Annotated in this window: 16 protein-coding genes and 1 pseudogene; 9 read left to right on the plus strand and 8 right to left on the minus strand. The window is 68.0% G+C overall.

The annotated features are described in order from the left end of the window. Both C1I99_RS32235 and C1I99_RS06100 read left to right on the plus strand, forming a co-directional pair. Positions 1 to 656: hypothetical protein (locus tag C1I99_RS32235; protein WP_233512359.1), on the plus strand; the 656-nt coding region annotated here is incomplete at its 5' end. Next, complete coding sequence (locus C1I99_RS06100) at positions 643 to 1,887, plus strand: cytochrome P450 (RefSeq protein ID WP_111133226.1); 1,245 nt, start codon at positions 643 to 645, stop codon at positions 1,885 to 1,887. The genes C1I99_RS32235 and C1I99_RS06100, both read left to right, overlap by 14 nt. 279 nt (positions 1,888 to 2,166) lie before the next feature. On the opposite strand, the gene C1I99_RS06105 is transcribed toward C1I99_RS06100, so the two are convergent. Continuing rightward, positions 2,167 to 2,688: a GNAT family N-acetyltransferase gene (locus tag C1I99_RS06105; RefSeq protein ID WP_111133227.1), complete on the minus strand. Its 522-nt coding sequence runs from the start codon at positions 2,686 to 2,688 to the stop codon at positions 2,167 to 2,169. A gap of 261 nt (positions 2,689 to 2,949) precedes the next feature. Between C1I99_RS06105 and C1I99_RS06110 the strand changes: the two genes are divergently transcribed. Beyond that, positions 2,950 to 3,558: a class I SAM-dependent methyltransferase gene (locus tag C1I99_RS06110; RefSeq protein ID WP_111133253.1), complete on the plus strand. Its 609-nt coding sequence runs from the start codon at positions 2,950 to 2,952 to the stop codon at positions 3,556 to 3,558. 286 nt (positions 3,559 to 3,844) lie between these two features. Continuing rightward, positions 3,845 to 4,150, plus strand: coding sequence for a hypothetical protein (locus C1I99_RS06115; RefSeq protein WP_111133228.1), 306 nt, complete (start codon positions 3,845 to 3,847; stop codon positions 4,148 to 4,150). Between the two features lie 236 nt (positions 4,151 to 4,386). Here the strand turns inward: C1I99_RS06115 and C1I99_RS06120 are convergent, their stop codons facing one another. Beyond that, entirely contained in the window at positions 4,387 to 4,584 is a 198-nt protein-coding gene (locus tag C1I99_RS06120; RefSeq protein ID WP_111133229.1) for a hypothetical protein, read from the minus strand. 151 nt (positions 4,585 to 4,735) lie between these two features. On the opposite strand from C1I99_RS06120, the gene C1I99_RS32240 reads away from it, so the two are divergent. Then, positions 4,736 to 5,017 (plus strand): hypothetical protein, encoded by a 282-nt coding sequence (locus C1I99_RS32240; RefSeq protein ID WP_146603903.1) that lies wholly within the window; start codon positions 4,736 to 4,738, stop codon positions 5,015 to 5,017. 79 nt (positions 5,018 to 5,096) lie between these two features. On the opposite strand, the gene C1I99_RS06125 is transcribed toward C1I99_RS32240, so the two are convergent. Beyond that, positions 5,097 to 5,705 carry a TetR/AcrR family transcriptional regulator gene (locus C1I99_RS06125; protein ID WP_158554006.1) on the minus strand — a complete coding sequence of 203 codons (609 nt, stop codon included), beginning with the start codon at positions 5,703 to 5,705 and terminating at the stop codon, positions 5,097 to 5,099. 85 nt (positions 5,706 to 5,790) lie between these two features. Here C1I99_RS06125 and C1I99_RS06130 point away from each other — a divergent pair, with 85 nt between their 5' ends. The 3 genes from C1I99_RS06130 to C1I99_RS06140 all read left to right on the plus strand — a co-directional run bounded on the left by C1I99_RS06130 (position 5,791) and on the right by C1I99_RS06140 (position 7,909). Continuing rightward, positions 5,791 to 6,126 carry a hypothetical protein gene (locus C1I99_RS06130; RefSeq protein ID WP_111133231.1) on the plus strand — a complete coding sequence of 112 codons (336 nt, stop codon included), beginning with the start codon at positions 5,791 to 5,793 and terminating at the stop codon, positions 6,124 to 6,126. 44 nt (positions 6,127 to 6,170) lie between these two features. Next, positions 6,171 to 6,392: an alcohol dehydrogenase catalytic domain-containing protein gene (locus C1I99_RS35155; RefSeq protein ID WP_438941385.1), complete on the plus strand. Its 222-nt coding sequence runs from the start codon at positions 6,171 to 6,173 to the stop codon at positions 6,390 to 6,392. Between the two features lie 680 nt (positions 6,393 to 7,072). Beyond that, a complete protein-coding gene (locus C1I99_RS06140; RefSeq protein WP_233512360.1) occupies positions 7,073 to 7,909 on the plus strand; it encodes a DUF5994 family protein in 837 nt (278 codons plus the stop codon). Positions 7,910 to 8,168: 259 nt separating this feature from the next. On the opposite strand, the gene C1I99_RS06150 is transcribed toward C1I99_RS06140, so the two are convergent. From C1I99_RS06150 to C1I99_RS06175, 5 genes and pseudogenes are all read right to left on the minus strand, one after another. Further along, positions 8,169 to 8,903 carry a class I SAM-dependent methyltransferase gene (locus C1I99_RS06150; RefSeq protein ID WP_438941384.1) on the minus strand — a complete coding sequence of 245 codons (735 nt, stop codon included), beginning with the start codon at positions 8,901 to 8,903 and terminating at the stop codon, positions 8,169 to 8,171. Positions 8,904 to 9,025: 122 nt separating this feature from the next. Continuing rightward, positions 9,026 to 9,229, minus strand: coding sequence for a cold-shock protein (locus C1I99_RS06155; protein WP_111133234.1), 204 nt, complete (start codon positions 9,227 to 9,229; stop codon positions 9,026 to 9,028). A 194-nt stretch (positions 9,230 to 9,423) separates the two neighbouring features. Then, positions 9,424 to 10,849, minus strand: a pseudogene (locus tag C1I99_RS06160) (DEAD/DEAH box helicase). A gap of 1,336 nt (positions 10,850 to 12,185) precedes the next feature. Beyond that, positions 12,186 to 12,515, minus strand: coding sequence for a DUF4193 domain-containing protein (locus C1I99_RS06170; protein ID WP_267897479.1), 330 nt, complete (start codon positions 12,513 to 12,515; stop codon positions 12,186 to 12,188). A 1,352-nt stretch (positions 12,516 to 13,867) separates the two neighbouring features. Continuing rightward, positions 13,868 to 14,815, minus strand: coding sequence for a helix-turn-helix domain-containing protein (locus tag C1I99_RS06175; protein WP_111133235.1), 948 nt, complete (start codon positions 14,813 to 14,815; stop codon positions 13,868 to 13,870). Positions 14,816 to 14,925: 110 nt separating this feature from the next. Here C1I99_RS06175 and C1I99_RS06180 point away from each other — a divergent pair, with 110 nt between their 5' ends. After that, entirely contained in the window at positions 14,926 to 15,720 is a 795-nt protein-coding gene (locus C1I99_RS06180; RefSeq protein WP_111133236.1) for an NAD(P)H-dependent oxidoreductase, read from the plus strand. Positions 15,721 to 16,146 lie beyond the last annotated feature (426 nt).

A 16,146-nucleotide genomic window follows, 5' to 3' on the forward strand; every position in this document is an offset into this window, starting at 1 on the left:
GCTCGACGCTGGGGCGGATGGCGGGGGTTGGGGCGATCCGCATGTACCCGACTCAGGCAGCTGCCGCGAAAGACGTAGCGGCCGCGGTGCTCGGCGCGCGGTGGGTGTCGATTCTGGCGGCCCGAGGAAACGAACTGGTGTCCGGAAACCTGGATGGCTTGTGGGACAAAGTCGCGGCTAAGGAGCGAGTAAGTATCGTTCTACCCGATTTCACTCGGACGGATTCCCCTTCGTGGCTCACGCATCACGAGGAGGAAGCCGCTCGTTACGACCCGGGATTTGGTGGAAACTTACTGGCAGAACAGGTGAAGAGCAACAGCGAGTATCTGAGGAAGCGCACTCGCGGACGCACCAACGTACATTTGGTAAATGTCGACTTTCCCACCGTCGGCCGTTTAGTGATCACGGATAGAATCGCTTTTATAACGCTGTACAGCGAGAGTAGCCACGGCCGTGACGCACCCTGTCTGGCGGCAAGCCCGAGCAGTCCGTTCTATCACTTTGCGGTCCGCTTGTTCTCGATGGCTTTACGCGCTGATCAGTACAGCAACCATGTATCCGACGGCAAGGTTTGTTCGACGCAGGTCCGCGGAAGGATTTCCCGGCTTCCCGAGGCCGAAAGCCTGAGAAGGGGGATAGTCGATGATGACCTATAACTCCTCTACCGCCGGCTTCGGTCCCATCGACCTTCTATCCCCTGACTACTGTCAGGATCCGCATCCTTGGCTGGCTGCAGCGCGACAGCGCGGCAGCGTTTTGTATGCGCCAAGCCTTGACCTATGGATGGTGTTGGGTTACGAGGACGTTCGCGACGTTCTCATGAGGCCATCGGAGTTCTCTTCGGCCGGCACCTCACAAGACCCTGTCGTGCCCCTGTGTGAATCCGCTGAGGAGGTCCTGAACCAGGTTCACCTCGACACGGCGCCCACCATCTCAAGTTCAGACGGGGAGGGCCATGCGAGACTCCGATCAGCATTTGTTCGGACTCTCTCTCCCAAGCGAATCGCCATCATGCGGGAACGCGCGAAGCTGGACGCATCCAACCTGGCGGCCGCGATGCATGATTCTTGCGGTTTCTCCGAGTTTATCTCGCATTTCGCCTCACCCTTCACCTCGGAGGCAATCTTCTCGCTTATTGGATTCCCTAGAAATGATCACGAACACTTGCGGCGCTGGTGCCATGACCGGCTCATGCTGACCTGGGGTAGATTGGATGATGCGGGACAGGTGGCGGCCGCAAAAGGTCTCGCCAATCTGCGCGAATACTGTAAAGCATTCGTCGAAGATAGGTGGGTATTCGGCACCGGCGATCATCTTGTAGATGATCTCGTACAGCTCTCCAGAGCCAACCCCGACAAACTTGGCAAGTCGGAGGTGGTGGCTATCATCTCGTCGCTGTCGTTCGCGGGGCATGAGACGACAGCCCGGCTCCTGGGGAACATTGTCCTGTTACTTGGGACCACCGCAGGCACATGGGCAAGGATCGCCACTGATCCCGGCCTTGCCCCCCTCGCCATAGAGGAAGCTCTGCGGCTTGAGCCGCCGATCTTTGCTTGGCGGAGAAAGACCACACGAGTGTGCAGATTGGCGGGCACGACGATACCGGCGCAGGCAACTGTCTTGCTCAGTATCGGAGCCACGGGTCGTGACCCAGCAGTGTTCGAACAAGGACCGAAGTTCGCCATGGAGACCGCGTCGCGGAAACACCTGGCCTTCGGCCGGGGCATTCACTCATGCCCCGGCGCATCACTGGCTCGCGCCCAGGCGGCCGAGGCGCTTAGCGTTCTCTCGCGCGCATTCCCGACGCTCAACCTCGTCTCGAAAACTCCTCCCTGGACGTCCAATCTGTCATTTCGAGGACCATCTGCGCTTTGGCTGGAGTGGTGAAATCCGCGGATGACCGACGCCCGCGTAAGTGACGACGGGAAGCAACACACCCTTCTGGCGATGAACCAGCGGCGAACCGGATACGACGGTGATCGCCTGCTCGCATCCTGGAGCAAGACGTGCGCACCCGGTGCCGCCTGGCTGATCTACTGCACTGCTGCCAGGGCGACTCGCACCTCGACGCTTGGCCAGCATGATCGGATGCGCAGACATCGGCAGATCCGGTCGGGTCGGCAAGACGGCACGACTCGCGGCAGAAGCACGCACCTGACCTCATCGCTAAAGCTCGGTCCAGTAGCGCCGGACGGGGCCAAATTTGGTGTCCCGGATGCCCTCGAAGACGCCGCCGCACCGCTCGATCGTCTTCGCCGAGGCGACATTGTCGACCGCGCAGACAGCCAGCACCCGATCCAGGCCGAGCACCCGCGCCTCGTCGAGCATCCGACCCATCGCCCAGGTGGCCAGCCCCCGCCGGCGCGCGGACGGCCGGATGCCGTAACCGATGTGGCCGGCCCACAGCACGTAGTCGCTGTTACCGTGCCGCAGCGCGATCCCGCCGAGCACGCGATCGCTCTCCACAATCCATCGATACGCGCAAGGCACTTTGCCGGCGTCGATCGCCCACGCCGGGTCCGACTGGGCTGTCAGCCGCGCCACCCAGGCCGCGAACCCGACCGGTGAGTCCACCTCATCGGACGGCCGCAGCCCGAAACCGTCCTCGTGCTGCCCGGAACCCCACTCCGCGTGCGCCTCGAGCCAGGCGGGATGCAGGCGGACGGTGGGTGCGATCAGCTCGGGCATTCGACGACGATAACGCCAAGAGCATGTACTGACACCGGACCCGGCCCTCGGCCTCACCCTTCGAGGGCAGCCGCACTCATCTCGGCACGACCGGATGCGAGCACCCGCGAGCCGGTTACCGTTACCTCCAATGACGAGCGCTTCGCGGATGTGCTGATCTGACCTTGCCCTCGGATCGCCGGATGCGGGCACCGCGAGAATCGACGCGCGCCCCGCGCTGGCCCGCCTGCTCTGCCAATCCGAGAGCCGTACAGTCGCGTGGTGACCATGGAGCAGGTCCGGCAGGCATATGCGTCCATCGCGGAGCTCTACATCGAGCTGTTCGGTACAAGCCAGCAGGTACACGCCGACGACCTCGCCTTCATCGGGCGACATCTGGCGGGCCGACCTGGCACGGTGCTCGATCTGGGCTGCGGGCCTGGCCATATCACCGATTACCTCCGCTCGCTGGGCGTCAACGCAACGGGAATCGACATAGTCCCCGAGTTCATCGCCCATGCGCAGGCAGCCCACCCGAGTGGTAGCTACCAACTCGGGTCGATGGAAAATCTCGCCGTTGCCAACCACTCCATCGCCGGCATCCTGGCCTGGGGCTCGTTGATCCATCTGCCGCCGCAAGATCTCGACGGCGTGCTCGCTGAGTTCCGGCGAGTAATGGCCCCGGCCGGAACGTTAGTGCTTGGTCTCTTCGTAGGTGACGAGGTCGCCGCCTTCGACCACAAGGTCGTGACCGCCTATCGATGGCCCGTTGACGAGTTCTCCGAGCGACTGGCGCGAGCCGGCTTCACGGAAGTTGAGCGTCTGCAGCGGCCCAGCGAAGGCACTCAACGGCCACACGCCGCCATCGCGGCAATCGCGACCGAAGGGTGAGCTGAGTCGGCGAGCCGCCGTGCAATCACATCGACAGAAGCGGATGCACGGGAGCCGGCGGTTCACCGCGCACCCAGGGGACCGCCACCGCTCAAGCCCGCCTCGATCATGCCAACCCTCAATGCAACGGTGCCTGAAACTGGACCTGGCCCACCCGTGATCGGAACCACCGGTCACGCCAGTAGGACTGCGACCCAGACCGGCCTCGGTCAGGGAGTACGTTGACGCTCACGACATCGCCGGGGCCCTGCAGCATGGGCCCTTCCTCCTCAGTCAGACTGGGAACGTGAATGAGCCGACGCAACCGCTTCCGGCGTATCACTTCGCAAGCGACATCCATGGCGTACGCCACCTGATCGTCGACGACGACAGCGACTGCACAGGATGGCGCATCGAGGTGAGCGAGCCCGGCGGCGCACGCCACATCCCGTTCCGGCGGTCCGTCGTGTTCGGTGACGGCCCCCAGGTCAACCTGCTCGGCTACGGTCCCGCTCGGGAGGCATGGATGGCCGCGATCGGCTGGGCCGCCGTATCGGCGGAAATCCGCCTGCCTGACGAGTCACGTCACCCGGTGCGCGGGTTCGCTCTCTGACATCGGGCCTCGGCGTGACGGTTCATACGGATCGCGCGCTGGGCTGGTCTGCTGTTGCCCGGAACCACGCCGCCCACCTCTCGACGGACCCGCCTCGCACTCGCTATCTGGATGACCAGATCCTCGCCCGGCTACCAGCACCGGCCGTCATCCAGCGGGGCCGATCGGCTCGGGACCTCCTCGAACCCTGTACACGCAATGCCGGCGCGCTCCATCGCGGCCCGCCCAGACAGGCTTCATCGCTGCCAAGGCAGCAGCCATCCACTGGGCAACCTGAACGACAGCCCGAAGGCGCGCTCTGCCTGCTCGGTCGGGTCGGGGCCGGCTGGTGGGCCGTCCGCGGCGACCCAGCACCAGATCAATACCTGATCAGGGGCCTCCCGCTCGAGACGGTCCGGGTCGTCGTTCAACACCGTGATCTTCTCGCCGAGCACGCGCAGTGACGCGATCTCTGTGAGAAACAGGCCCGCATGCCGTCGCCATATGTGCGCGTCGGACCCAACTCGCACCAGGTAGATCCGACCCGGAACTCTCACCGCCGCCCACAAAGGCCGGCGATCTCGTACTTCCGTTGGAGGTTGCACCGTGAGTTGTTCCACCCTGATCGGCGTCACTGCCTCCGGTGGCGCCTACACTGCGCCCGCCGGCTGCACTCAGGCGGTGACCCGCGAAGATGCTGCTCCCGACCGGGTGCGCCTGGGCGGGCCGGGCGTGTTCGCCGGCGACCGGGCGTGGACACCCAACGTCGAAGGGGTCATGCGCATCTCGGTCGGCTTCGCCGGCACCCTGGTCGACATACTTTCCTGGATCACGAAGATCGTCTATATCGAGGCCTCTCGGACGCGAGGGCGCGGCATCCTCATCTAGCCGATGGCAGGACGGCCGGGGGCATGTTCGGCGCGATCTGCCCTCGTAGCGACCGGTTAGGCCTGGACTGGCGGCCCGTTCACCGCTCCCTCCCGTGTTCTGCCTCGACTCGGATGCCTGCGATGAGCAGCCCGAGTCCGTATCCGAACTGGTCGTCGGACCCGGTCACTGGCAGGGCGTCGTCAGGCAACGCGTCCGGCAGCGCGGCGATCGCGGCCCGTAACTCGCGCCAACGCGCGTCAGGTTCCCCGGCCTGTAGGCTCATCGCGAGGGCCGCCGCCAGATACGCAATGAGCGCCTGCGTCGCCCGGATCACGTCCGCCGGCGGCAGCCCGGCCTCCGCGAGTGCCCCGATGATCGCCGCAGCGAGTCGGCGACCATGACGCTGTAGAGGCGGGCGCCCGGCGATGTGAGCGGCGATGCCTGGATGGCGCAGCGCCGCCGACCGAATCGACGTGAGTACAGCGACGAGCCGCGCCTCCCACGACTCGCCGGGGTCGGGATCGCGGGCGTCGGCGAGGGCCAGGTCGGCGACGGCATCGAGCAGCGCCTGGCGATCCGGGAAGTGCCGGTAGAGAGACATCGGGTCGCAGCCGAGTTCAGCGGCGATGCGGCGCATGCTCATAGCCTTAACGCCTTCGCGGTCCCCAACCTTGAGCGCCGCTGCCGTGATGAGATCGGCGGTCAAGGTGGCGGGTCGAGGCATACGTCCATTCTGCCAGAACGCATCTACGCCGTAGACATAGCCGTGAACTTTTGTCTACGCTGTAGACATGACGACGCTCATGATCGGGCGGATCGCCGCCGTCCTGCTCAGCCTCGGCACATTCGGGTTCCTCTTTCCGACGAACTCCTGGCGCGCCGACAACCCCTTCCTCGTTCCCGACCTGATCCTGTGCGCAGCGCTGCTGGTCGCGGCCGCGCTGCCCGGCCGGATCGCCGCGCCGGCGCTCCTCGGCGCCTACTGCTTCGCTGCTGGAGTACTCGTCACCGCTGTCGCGTCCTACGCCGTCGACGACCGGATCGGCATCGGCAGCCTCATCGGCGCAACCGGCTCACTCATCATGGCCGCGGTGTATCTCCGCGCCCGACCCGGAGACCCGGCGTGACCCTCCGCCTGCGAGTCGTAGTCACACGCACCGGCGGGCTAGACGTGTTGGGCGCTCACGCCGATGACGCGCCCGAGCCCGCTCCAGGCCACCTGCGGATCCGCGCCGCCGGCGTCGCCCGCGCCGACCTGCTGATGCGCGCCGGCCGCAATCCCGGACGGGCGCCCGCGCCGCCGTTCACCCCTGGGTGGGACGTTACCGGCGTCGTCGATGCCGTCGGCCGCACGTCCCGACATGGTGGCGCGGCCGCCGGGTGGTCGCGCTGACGCTGGCCGGCGGCTACGCCAGTCACGTCTACGCACCAGCCGCCAGCGTGGTCGAACTCCCCGACAGCGTTCAGGCGATGCTGGCTGCCGGCCGCCGGTTCCGGCGGCGAGTCCGGGCCGGCGCATTCGCTGGCGCTGGCCGCGATGCGCGCCAAGGCGCCAGGGTTGGGGCTGGTGGGGTCTGCGGGTCGACCCTGACCGCTCGGGACGAGCCTCGGGCCTATATCGGGGCGACGCCGAGCAGACTGGCCCGGAGAGGCGTAGGCTGGGGGCTATCCCGGAATCGACGACATCCCCTCCCGAGGTGCCCGCCACGCCGGCTCTGCCCGAGGGGATGCCAGGTCCGTACCCGGCCGCGCCCGATCTGCAGTGGCCCGCCCGACCGCCCTCCCACCTTGAAAGCATCAGGACCGAGTCCCCACCTCCCACCGGCTCGGGTGCCGTTGGCCCGCGCCGGCGCAGCCCGGATCGGTTTCCGGGCTGCGGCGCTCGCGATCGTCGCCATGGTGATCGGCACCGTCCGCATCACCTAGCTGCACCGGCTCCACCGCTGAGGCTGGGCTGAGCAGTCGACGACCCGGCCCGGGTGGGGCCGGCGAACTGGCACCCCGCTCGGCGCATGACGCGATTCCGCGCACGACCCCACCGCTACGCAGCAGTCACGGCGATAAGGATCGGACATGACGCCACGTTCAAACCCCCACGTTCCCCCATCGCCGCCATCGACGTCGCGCCTACGGATCGAATCAACCCGGTCCCCGCGCACGCTGCTCGACGGGGGCTGGTGGCCCCGCTCGACTGATCCGCTCGTGGAGCTGCCCGGCCTCGTCCTCGCCATAGACCTGCTGCACGGGCCGATCATCCGGCTGGTCCTCAACGCCGGGATCTGGGACGGCAAGCCGCGCCTCCTGGCCGTCGGCGGCAGGGTCCTGCGGTTGGGCTACTTCACCAGTCAGCCCGCCAGCCTGCTGACCGCGATCTGCCTCAACGACGACCGGGTCGACCTGCTGATCGTCCCGCCGGAGACCGCGGTCGACCTGGCCGAGGCGGCGATGGCGCTCGCCGCCACCACCGGCAACCTGGTCCATACTCCGCAGCTGCTCGCCGCCGCGGGCAAGCTGTCCGACGCCAGGGTCGACAGCGCGGGCAGGCGCACCTGGGAGGGCGAGGGCGGCCGCCTCCGCACCGCCACCGCCGCCGTTGGCGCCGTCGCTGCCCCCATGACAGACGGTGCACGGGCCGGGACGTCTACGCCGGTGGAACCGGCGCCCGCGCCGACAGCACCTCTGCCGAGACAGCGGAGGACCCGCGATCTTTTCCACCATCATCACGAGGAGCAGACCATGACAATCGCCCGGCACACGATCGTCTCTGCGCTGCGTCGGCGCGGCCAGCACACCAGGGCCGACTGGGTCGAGCGGGAGCTGCCGGAGCAGGTCGACCCAGCTCGGCACGCCGGGCTGCTCGCGACCCTGCGTCTCGATCCGACCGAGCTCGCCGAGCCGACTACCCAGTGAAAGTGGCCCTGCTGGGACCGGTGGCCTGGCGGACCCCGCCGCCGGCACTACGGCCCGTGGGACCAGGTGACCGGTCTGCTCGCAGATTGGCTCGCCGCGCGGGGCGTACCGGTGACGCCCTTCGCCACGTTGGACTCGATCACCTCCGCCGCTCTCGACGGCGTCTACCCACGCGGGTACGTCGAGGATCAGAGCATGAACGGGCAGGTCTGGGAGGCGATGCAAGCCCCCCACGCGCTGGCCCGGTCTTCGGGCTCACTCACCGGACGGCAGTCATGGGATGCACGCCGCAGCCGTGTGGCCCGGCCCGCCGGTCGTCCACCTGGTCGCGTCGTGGCTTGAGCACGCTCGTCAGGTGAAGCTGCGCGTCTTCCGGAGCGCTGCTCATCGGCACCTCGTAGGTCGCCACCCGCTCCAGCCGGTCATGGGCAAGGTGGCCCCGGTCCGGATCGCCGACGAGGCCCCGAGCGCCCTTCGCCACGACGCGGGCGAGGAACGGCAGCATCCGGGCCGCCACAGACGGGTGGTAGAGCACGTCACCGGCCAACACCACATCCACGCCGTCGCCGTCGCCGTCAAGCAGGTCACTCGACGACAGGGTCAGCTCGACGCCGTTGGCGTGGGCGTTGGCGTTGATCGCCGCGATCGAGTAGGGGTCGATGTCGTTGGCGGTGACCCCGGCGGCGCCGGCGATCGCCGCGGCGATGGCGACCAGTCCGGAGCCGGATGCGACGTCGAGGACATGGCGACCGGCCACGATGTCCGGATGATCGAGGATGTAACGCGCAAGACCCTGCCCGCCGCTCCAGGCCGACGCCCAGAACGGCGGCGGGAGGACGTGCCCCGCCTCGGCTTCGAGCCGTGCCCAGAGGACGATCGCGTCCTCAGCCGTGAGCAGTCGCACCTCTGGCACCAGCGGCACCGGGGCCAGCCGGAGCCGGTCGATGCTGGCGGTCCCGGCCGCGCACTCGGGGGCGGACAGCGCGTGCAACACCAGCGGTTCGAGGCCTGGGAGGACCGCGGTATCGGAACGGACCGGCAGTCGCCGGTCTGTGGTCTCAGCCACCGCCGTGGCGACGGGCGAGGCCTCGCCGCCACGGCTTGGCGGAGTCAACGTCAGATCAGACGGATGTTGGCGGCCTGAAGGCCCTTCTGGCCCTGCTCGACGTCGAACTCGACCCGCTGGTTCTCGTCCAGGCTGCGGAACCCGCTCGATGAGATGGCGGAGAAGTGGGCGAAGACGTCAGCGCCGCCACCATCCTGCGCGATGAAGCCGAAGCCCTTGTCCGCGTTGAACCACTTGACTGTCCCGGTTGCCATGTCTTCTCCTCTGAGTAGCTGATGGAGCACGTACGGGCCCTCGGTTGTCGCCGCTGCTGTTCCGGAAGAACCGGCAGAACAAAAAGCGCCTGGCGGGTTAGATACCCACCAGGCGCTGGCAAAGTATGCGACAAACCGAAGGTTGCAACCCCGTGAGGCTAGCACGGACGCGCCGCCAGCGCGTGTCTTCGCTGTCAGCGCTGACCGCGCCGACTACCAACCCGCGTGCCGGAAGAGAATGCGGCCGCGCCCCGTGGCACGGATGTGGTTCCCGCACTCGCCCGACGACTTTCCGAGCCTCTCCCGCGCACTGCGCTGGCGGTCGATCCGCCCGTCGCTGTGCGGAGATCCGAGCGCCGCGTGGCGCTGTGGCCTCCTCCGTGATTCGGCGCCGTCGTCGCTACGGGAGGCGCCACGAAGCGGCGCTCGCCCGGGGCGAGTTCGGTGAGCAGCGAGTCGCCGGGCCCAAGCCGGGTGATCGTCGGGTTGATGCCGGCCTGGCGGGTGAGGTCGCGCACGTCGGTGACCTGGTCGTCGGTCATCAGGGTGACCACGGTGCCGCTCGCCCCGGCACGCGCGGTCCGCCCCGAGCGGTGCAGGTATGCCTTGTGCTCGGCGGGCGGGTCGGCGTGGATCACGAGAGCCACATCGTCGACGTGGATACCGCGCGCCGCGATGTCGGTCGCGACAAGCGTGCGGGCGTCGCCGGCGGAGAACGCCGCCAGATTGCGGGTACGGGCGTTTTGCGCCAGGTTGCCGTGCAGCTCGACGGCGGGGCACGCCCGAGGCGACCAGTTGACTGGCCAGCTTCTTGGCGCCCCGCTTGGTGCGGGTGAATACGAGCGTGCGCCCCGGGGCGGCCGTCAGGTCGATCAGGACGGGGAGCCGGTCATCGTGACGCACCCGGAGCACGTGGTGGGTCATCGCGGCGAGCGGGGGCATCGCCGAGTCGACGCTGTGGGTGACTGGGTTGGAGAGGTACCGCCGCACGAGGACGTCGACGCCCGCGTCGAGCGTCGCCGAGAACAGCAGCCGCTGGGAGCGACGCGGCGTCTTGTCGAGGATTCGCCGTACGACCGGCAGGAAGCCCAGGTCGGCCATGTGGTCCGCCTCGTCGAGCACCGTGACCTCGACGGCGTCGAGGATCGCGTGGCCGGTCGACACGTGGTCGGCGAGCCGGCCGGGACAGGCGATGAGGATATCGACTCCGGCACGCAGTGCACCGACCTGTGGCCGCGCGCTCACCCCACCGAAGATCGTCAGGGTCCGCAGCGACAGCGCGGTGGCCAGCGGTGCGATCGTCGCTTCGATCTGGGTCGCCAGCTCGCGAGTGGGCGCCAGGATAAGCGAGCGCGGGCGGCCGGGCAGCCGCGGAGACGTGGCGGCCGAGAGCCGGGCGAGGACCGGGAGAGCGAAGGCATATGTCTTGCCCGATCCCGTCCTGCCACGACCCAGCACGTCGCGTCCAGCGAGTGAATCCGGGAGCGTCTCGGCCTGGATCGGGAACGGCGCGCTGATACCCGCCTGCTCGAGCGCGGCGACCAGGCGGCCGGGCACGCCGAGGTCGGCGAAGGAGGTGGGTGTGACATGGGGTGTCATGCTGGGGCGACGTGCCGCCATGGGAGTCTCCGAACGTGGAAGGGGTCGCCCTGCACGGCGCTGACCGATTGGTCGCGGCGCGTGGTGGTCGATATCAGATGCAGGCCGTGGTCGGAACCGGCGGACTGGTTGATCAATCTACCCGCACCCGACCCAAGCCATACACGATGGCCTTTTGGGTTAGGGTTCGGCGGGCCGAGCGAAAGGGATCCAACGCCCCCGGCGAGCGGCCGGATACGCCCCGCTCATTTTCCGCACCCGCGTGCATGTGCGAGCGGGTGAGTCGCGCGTTGGCGCGCAAACTTGGAGCAGCTGTTGACTGATGTAACCGCGCATGACTCGAATTTGTTCCGTGAAGCACCGGGAGCAGATGCGCCTTTCGACCGCACACCGGCCGTCGACGTAAGTTCGGCTGCGATGACCCGCCTGCGCACTCCGTTCCGTGTCGAGGGTGACGCCGACCGGAAGCCGACGACCGCGCCCATCGCCGCTCGTTAGGCATCACGACGCCACGGAGCCCAGCCGGTAAGGGCTACCACGCGTGCCGGTTCGGCACGTCGCAGGCACCGACGTCCTGTACGGGTGGATCAACACGTGTCCACGACCGGACCACCGGATGGGGCGGCCGGCGGTGGACGGCCGCTCGGCCTTGCCCCCATACATCGTCGCGCCGGCCATCCCGATCAACGTGTCCCGTCGAGGGTGCTGCCGCGACCCGCGATCGCCGCACCATCGTGACCCCGGCCGGGATGGTCGCCCCAGTGCAACAGCCCACGGTGTGGGCGCTGCCCGTCTCGGCAGCGGCGATGAGAGTCGGACAGTTCATGACATGACCTGCTTGGGGTGTGACTAAATGGCTGGGAGGTACGCGCGCCGAGGCGGCCGAACGTGGTCGCCGTCGGCGCGCTGTTGAATCGCCTCGATCGGTCCGTGGATGCGCTCGCCGGCACCCGCTCAGAGAAGGCATACGCGTGCGTCGCGAAGGCTGCGCTCCGCGGATGCGTCCTGTGCCGGCCCGGTCAGGCCTCCCAACTCTCGTCCACAATTCGTGGTGTCCCGATCACACCGACCGTCTTCCCAAGATCATCTTGGTTCGTCTTTCCGCAGGCGTGCTATACGGTCAGCAGGTGAGAATCGAGCGTCACTGGTGGAACGGGGACCGGAGTCCGCGGGGGCGTCGCGACGTCTACATCCGCACCGACGGCCAGCGATGGGAAGTAGAGGCGCAGACCGGCGGCATCGCAGGCCGGTCGAAGCTACACCCCTGTCCGAGTCGAACCTCTGCCGAGATCCTCGCCGACGCATGGCTGGGTGGTCGTCCGGAGTGGCGGGAAATGGTGCGCCGTGACAGTGGACGTCAGGAGCACTCCTGGCAGACCTCCCGGCCGTCGGGCCGCGCGCCGAGCTGACTGCGGTGGTGCACCAGGAAGCAGCGCGCGCACCGGAACTCGTCCGACTGCATCGGCACGACCGCCACGGTCAGTTCCTCGCCGGACAGATCCGCGCCGGGCAACTCGAAGTTCTCGGCAGCCTCGGCCTCGTCGAGGTCGACTCTCGCTGACTGCGACGCCGCACCGCGCGCCTTGAGCTCCTCCAGGCTGTCGCCTTCAACCTCAACGGCGGGTCGGCGCGGTGCGTCGTAATCGATGGGATTGCTCATCGTGATGGCCTCTCCGGTTTGGTTCATGGGTGTCGCGACGGTAGACCGCGGGGGTCGTGTCGTGGCGCTCAAGAGAGCGGTGGAAGGGTAGCTCGCCCGACGAGGCGAGGGGCGCCATCGGCAGTGATCGCCATCTCAGCGGAGAATGACACCGCACTCCCCCGGCCATGGCCGGTCGCGAAGGTCGCTGACAGGGAGACGATGTCCCGGACCGGTCGTTGCCGGCTGTCGCCCTCCGGCGAATAGGTGATCCGTGACCGCGACGCGAAGCTCAGGCCCGCGTTCGTCGCGGTCTTCACCTCTGAATGCATCGACATTCGTGCGTGCCGCTAGCGCCGCAGGCGTACGCGGAGAGACGGGTGCGTACGGTACGGCACGAGTGCCTCGGTGGGCTCCTGATCCACCACGCCCGGCACTGCTGACGAACCTGGCCGTACGTCACGCACTACAACGAGCATCGACACGCACCAGGCTCAATATCAAAGCCCACCCAACGCCGCCACCTGCTCGCTACCGGTCGCCGGCCTCACCACCGTCCGCGAGCGCCGCAGGAAGAACCTTAACAAATTCATCAGCGAGTATTCGGGGACAGCATAGCCAGAACCGGATTTCGAGCGGCAGGCAGAAGGCGCCATTATTCGGTGCCGGTCACGACACCGGCACGGCCTACGGGCATTCGGGCGCGACGCAGAAGGTGCAGTACGGGGCTCGGCAGCGGCAACGGCAGGCCGCGCATCCGCATGGCGCAAGCAGCGACGATCATCCTTTCGGTTGGCTGAGGCCGTTGAAGTGCGGATACCGCGCTGCCCCCCATCCACCATCGCCGTGGACTGGCGGGAGTCGGGTGCCGACGAAGGCTCCATCGACGGATCAGCCGCTTCGGCGGTTACCCCACTGGCGCGGGCTCTGGACCGAGCCCCGGCCGCCGAGGCGCTGGCCCTTTCCATACGGTTGAGGCGAGGCGACCTTGCCCTTCGCGCGTCGGGCAGCCCGATTTGGATAATCGGCAGGCTCGTCGGTCTCAGTCTCGGCTGTGGTTGGCGTGTCGGCATCCTCGGCGTGGTTGTCTTGAACGGGCTCAGGCTCCGGCATCGGTATCTCCCTGGATTAGTGGGGCGCCCTTTGGACCATCGCCAGCCGGCGGACGCGGACTGCTCGACGCCGGTGTGGGCGCCTTGACGGTATCGCAACGCCGAGCCCGTCCGATCGGCGGTCCGTGGGGCCCCGCAGGTGGCAACCGCCATCAGATCTGTGGCAGCCGGTACGCGACCGAAGGCTGGCCGGAAAGGTGACGCCGCACCGGGGTCAGCGCCTTCGCCACCGACTGACCACTGACCTACCGCGAACCAGCATGACGTGTCATGACGGTTCGCGGTGGGTTATCCGGCGCGTGACTCGCGGACGTCCGCTACGGCCGTGGCCAGCCGGGCGAGGGCGACCGCCTCCTGGCTGCCCTCCTCAGCACTGAACACGTGCACGATCAAGCCCGTCTCGCCAGGCGCGGCCGGCACGTGCAGCGTCTCGTAGTCCAGGGTGACCAGTCCGGCGATCGGATGCCGCAGCCGCTTGCGCCCCGCCCCACACATCACCACCCCGCCGGCGGCCCAGATCCGCCGGAACTCGGCGCTGCACGCGGAGAGTTCGGCGATGAGCGCGACCAGTTCCGCGTCGTCGGGGTAACGCCCTGCGGAGACCCGCAGCTGGCCCACGGCCTCCCCTGCCCTGTCCTCCCACTCGGGGAAGACGACCCGGGAGGCGGCGTCGAGGAAGAGGTATCTGGCCTGGTTCCGATCGCGGCGGCCCGGGTCGGCCAGGCCGCCGAACAACTCGGCGCCCAGCCTGTTCCAGGCCACGATATCGAGGCGGTCGTTCGTCGCGAAGGCCGGAAAGTGGGCCATGTCGTCCAGGACCCGCCGCAGCAGGGGGCTGACCCGCGCCCTGGGCGCGGGGCCGCGCCTCGCGGCGGCCAGGGTGGCGAGGTGCTTGCGCTCTGCCGCGTCGAGGTCGAGGGCCCTGGCCAGTGCGTCGAGCACCTCGGGGGACGGCTGGGTGGCTCGACCCTGTTCGAGGCGTACGTAGTAGTCCACGCTGATCCCGGCGAGCTGGGCCAGCTCCTCGCGGCGCAGCCCGCGCACCCGCCGGCGACGGCCGCCGACGAGCCCGACATGCTCCGGCGCCACGCGCCCCCGGCGGGCACGCAGAAAGCCGCCGAGCGCCCGCCGCGTGTCGCCAACCCCGCCAATGCGATCAACGCGGCCGACTTGGTCGAGATTCTCACTGGGGTTGTCGACCCCGTCTGCGCGCTCGATGTGCTCCACGCCGTCCATAGAATCAAGTATGCGTGGCGTTAATGCTGGTCCTCGCAGTACCAGGACCACTGCTCCGCCGGTTGGACCGGGTGCTGGCTACCCGGCCACGCCAGGGGGAACGTGACAGCATGACCGAAGCCACGCCGGAGCAGCGGAAGAAGATCCTGATCGTCACCGCCCACCCCGAGCCCCGTTCGCTCAACGCCGCCCTGGCCGCCTTCGCGGTTGAGGAACTGCGCGCGGCAGGGCACGAGGTACAGGTGTCCGATCTCAACGCGATGAAGTGGAAGGCGGCGGTGGACGCCGACGACTTCCCCGACCACGCCCTGGACCGACGGCTGGACGTGCTGGCCGTCTCAGGACAGGCCACGCTGGCGGGACGACTGTCACCGGACATCGCGGCAGAGCAGGACAAACTGCGGTGGTCGGACGCCGTGATCCTGCAGTTCCCGATGTGGTGGTTCTCGGTGCCAGCGATCCTGAAGGGCTGGATCGACCGGGTGTTCACCTACGAATTCGCCCACGGCCCGGCAGTTCCCCCGCCCTACGGTGAGGGCGCACTGACAGGGCGACGGGCGCTGGTGTCGGTGACGATCGGTGCCCGGGAACCGGCGTTCTCCGACCGGGGCATCCACGGGCGGCTGGCGGACGTTCTCTACCCGATCCAGCACGGCCTGTTCTGGTTCACCGGCATGGTGCCGCTCGAACCGTTCACCGTGTACGACGCGCTCAACGTTTCGCAAGAGCGGTTCGCTGCGGCGAAGCGCGAGTACGGCCGACGGCTCGACCGGCTCTTCACGGACGAGCCGGTCGCGTATCGGTCGCTCGGCGGCGGCGACTACGGCCGCGACATGCGGCTGCTGCCGGGCGTGGAGTCGCCGGGGACGAGCGGACTAGATATCCACCTCCGCCCGCATGGCTGAGCGACCGGCTTCGCCGGCAGGGCACCCTTCAAGATCGACTCGCTCGAAGGGGGGGACCACCGCCTCTACCGCCTTGCCGAGACACTCAACCGGCCTGAGTTCGGGGCCCCTCAGTGGGCATCCGATGCCGGATGGTACCGATCTTGAACTGTTGTTACCGTCGGCCGGCTGAGACGCTGCCGCAGCGCTCCCGGACGATGATCCTCTGGGCGATGACCGACGTTACGTCGCGACGGTTAACCGGTGAGACAACGCCGCCCTGGCGCACCTGACCGAGAACCGCCCGTTCTATCCCGTCCCGACATTGCCGTCGTCGACCAGAACTTTCACCTGCGGGTAGGCGCCCCGAGCTGTTGGGGCAGGGACTCCCACTGGATGGCGGTGGGCAGCGCGAACAGGGGCACATTCGAATGCCCGGCATTGCGC

Source organism: Micromonospora deserti (assembly GCF_003236335.1).
GTDB classification, from domain to species: Bacteria; Actinomycetota; Actinomycetes; order Mycobacteriales; family Micromonosporaceae; genus Micromonospora; species Micromonospora deserti.

Coding starts and splice junctions, on each gene's coding strand:
- C1I99_RS06175 (WP_111133235.1), bottom strand. CDS start 14,815: ATGGACGGCGTGGAGCACATCGAGCGCGCAGACGGGGTCGACAACCCC.
- C1I99_RS06100 (WP_111133226.1), top strand. CDS start 643: ATGATGACCTATAACTCCTCTACCGCCGGCTTCGGTCCCATCGACCTT.
- C1I99_RS06180 (WP_111133236.1), top strand. CDS start 14,926: ATGACCGAAGCCACGCCGGAGCAGCGGAAGAAGATCCTGATCGTCACC.
- C1I99_RS06140 (WP_233512360.1), top strand. CDS start 7,073: ATGACGCCACGTTCAAACCCCCACGTTCCCCCATCGCCGCCATCGACG.
- C1I99_RS06170 (WP_267897479.1), bottom strand. CDS start 12,515: ATGAACCAAACCGGAGAGGCCATCACGATGAGCAATCCCATCGATTAC.
- C1I99_RS06105 (WP_111133227.1), bottom strand. CDS start 2,688: ATGCCCGAGCTGATCGCACCCACCGTCCGCCTGCATCCCGCCTGGCTC.
- C1I99_RS06130 (WP_111133231.1), top strand. CDS start 5,791: ATGACGACGCTCATGATCGGGCGGATCGCCGCCGTCCTGCTCAGCCTC.
- C1I99_RS06155 (WP_111133234.1), bottom strand. CDS start 9,229: ATGGCAACCGGGACAGTCAAGTGGTTCAACGCGGACAAGGGCTTCGGC.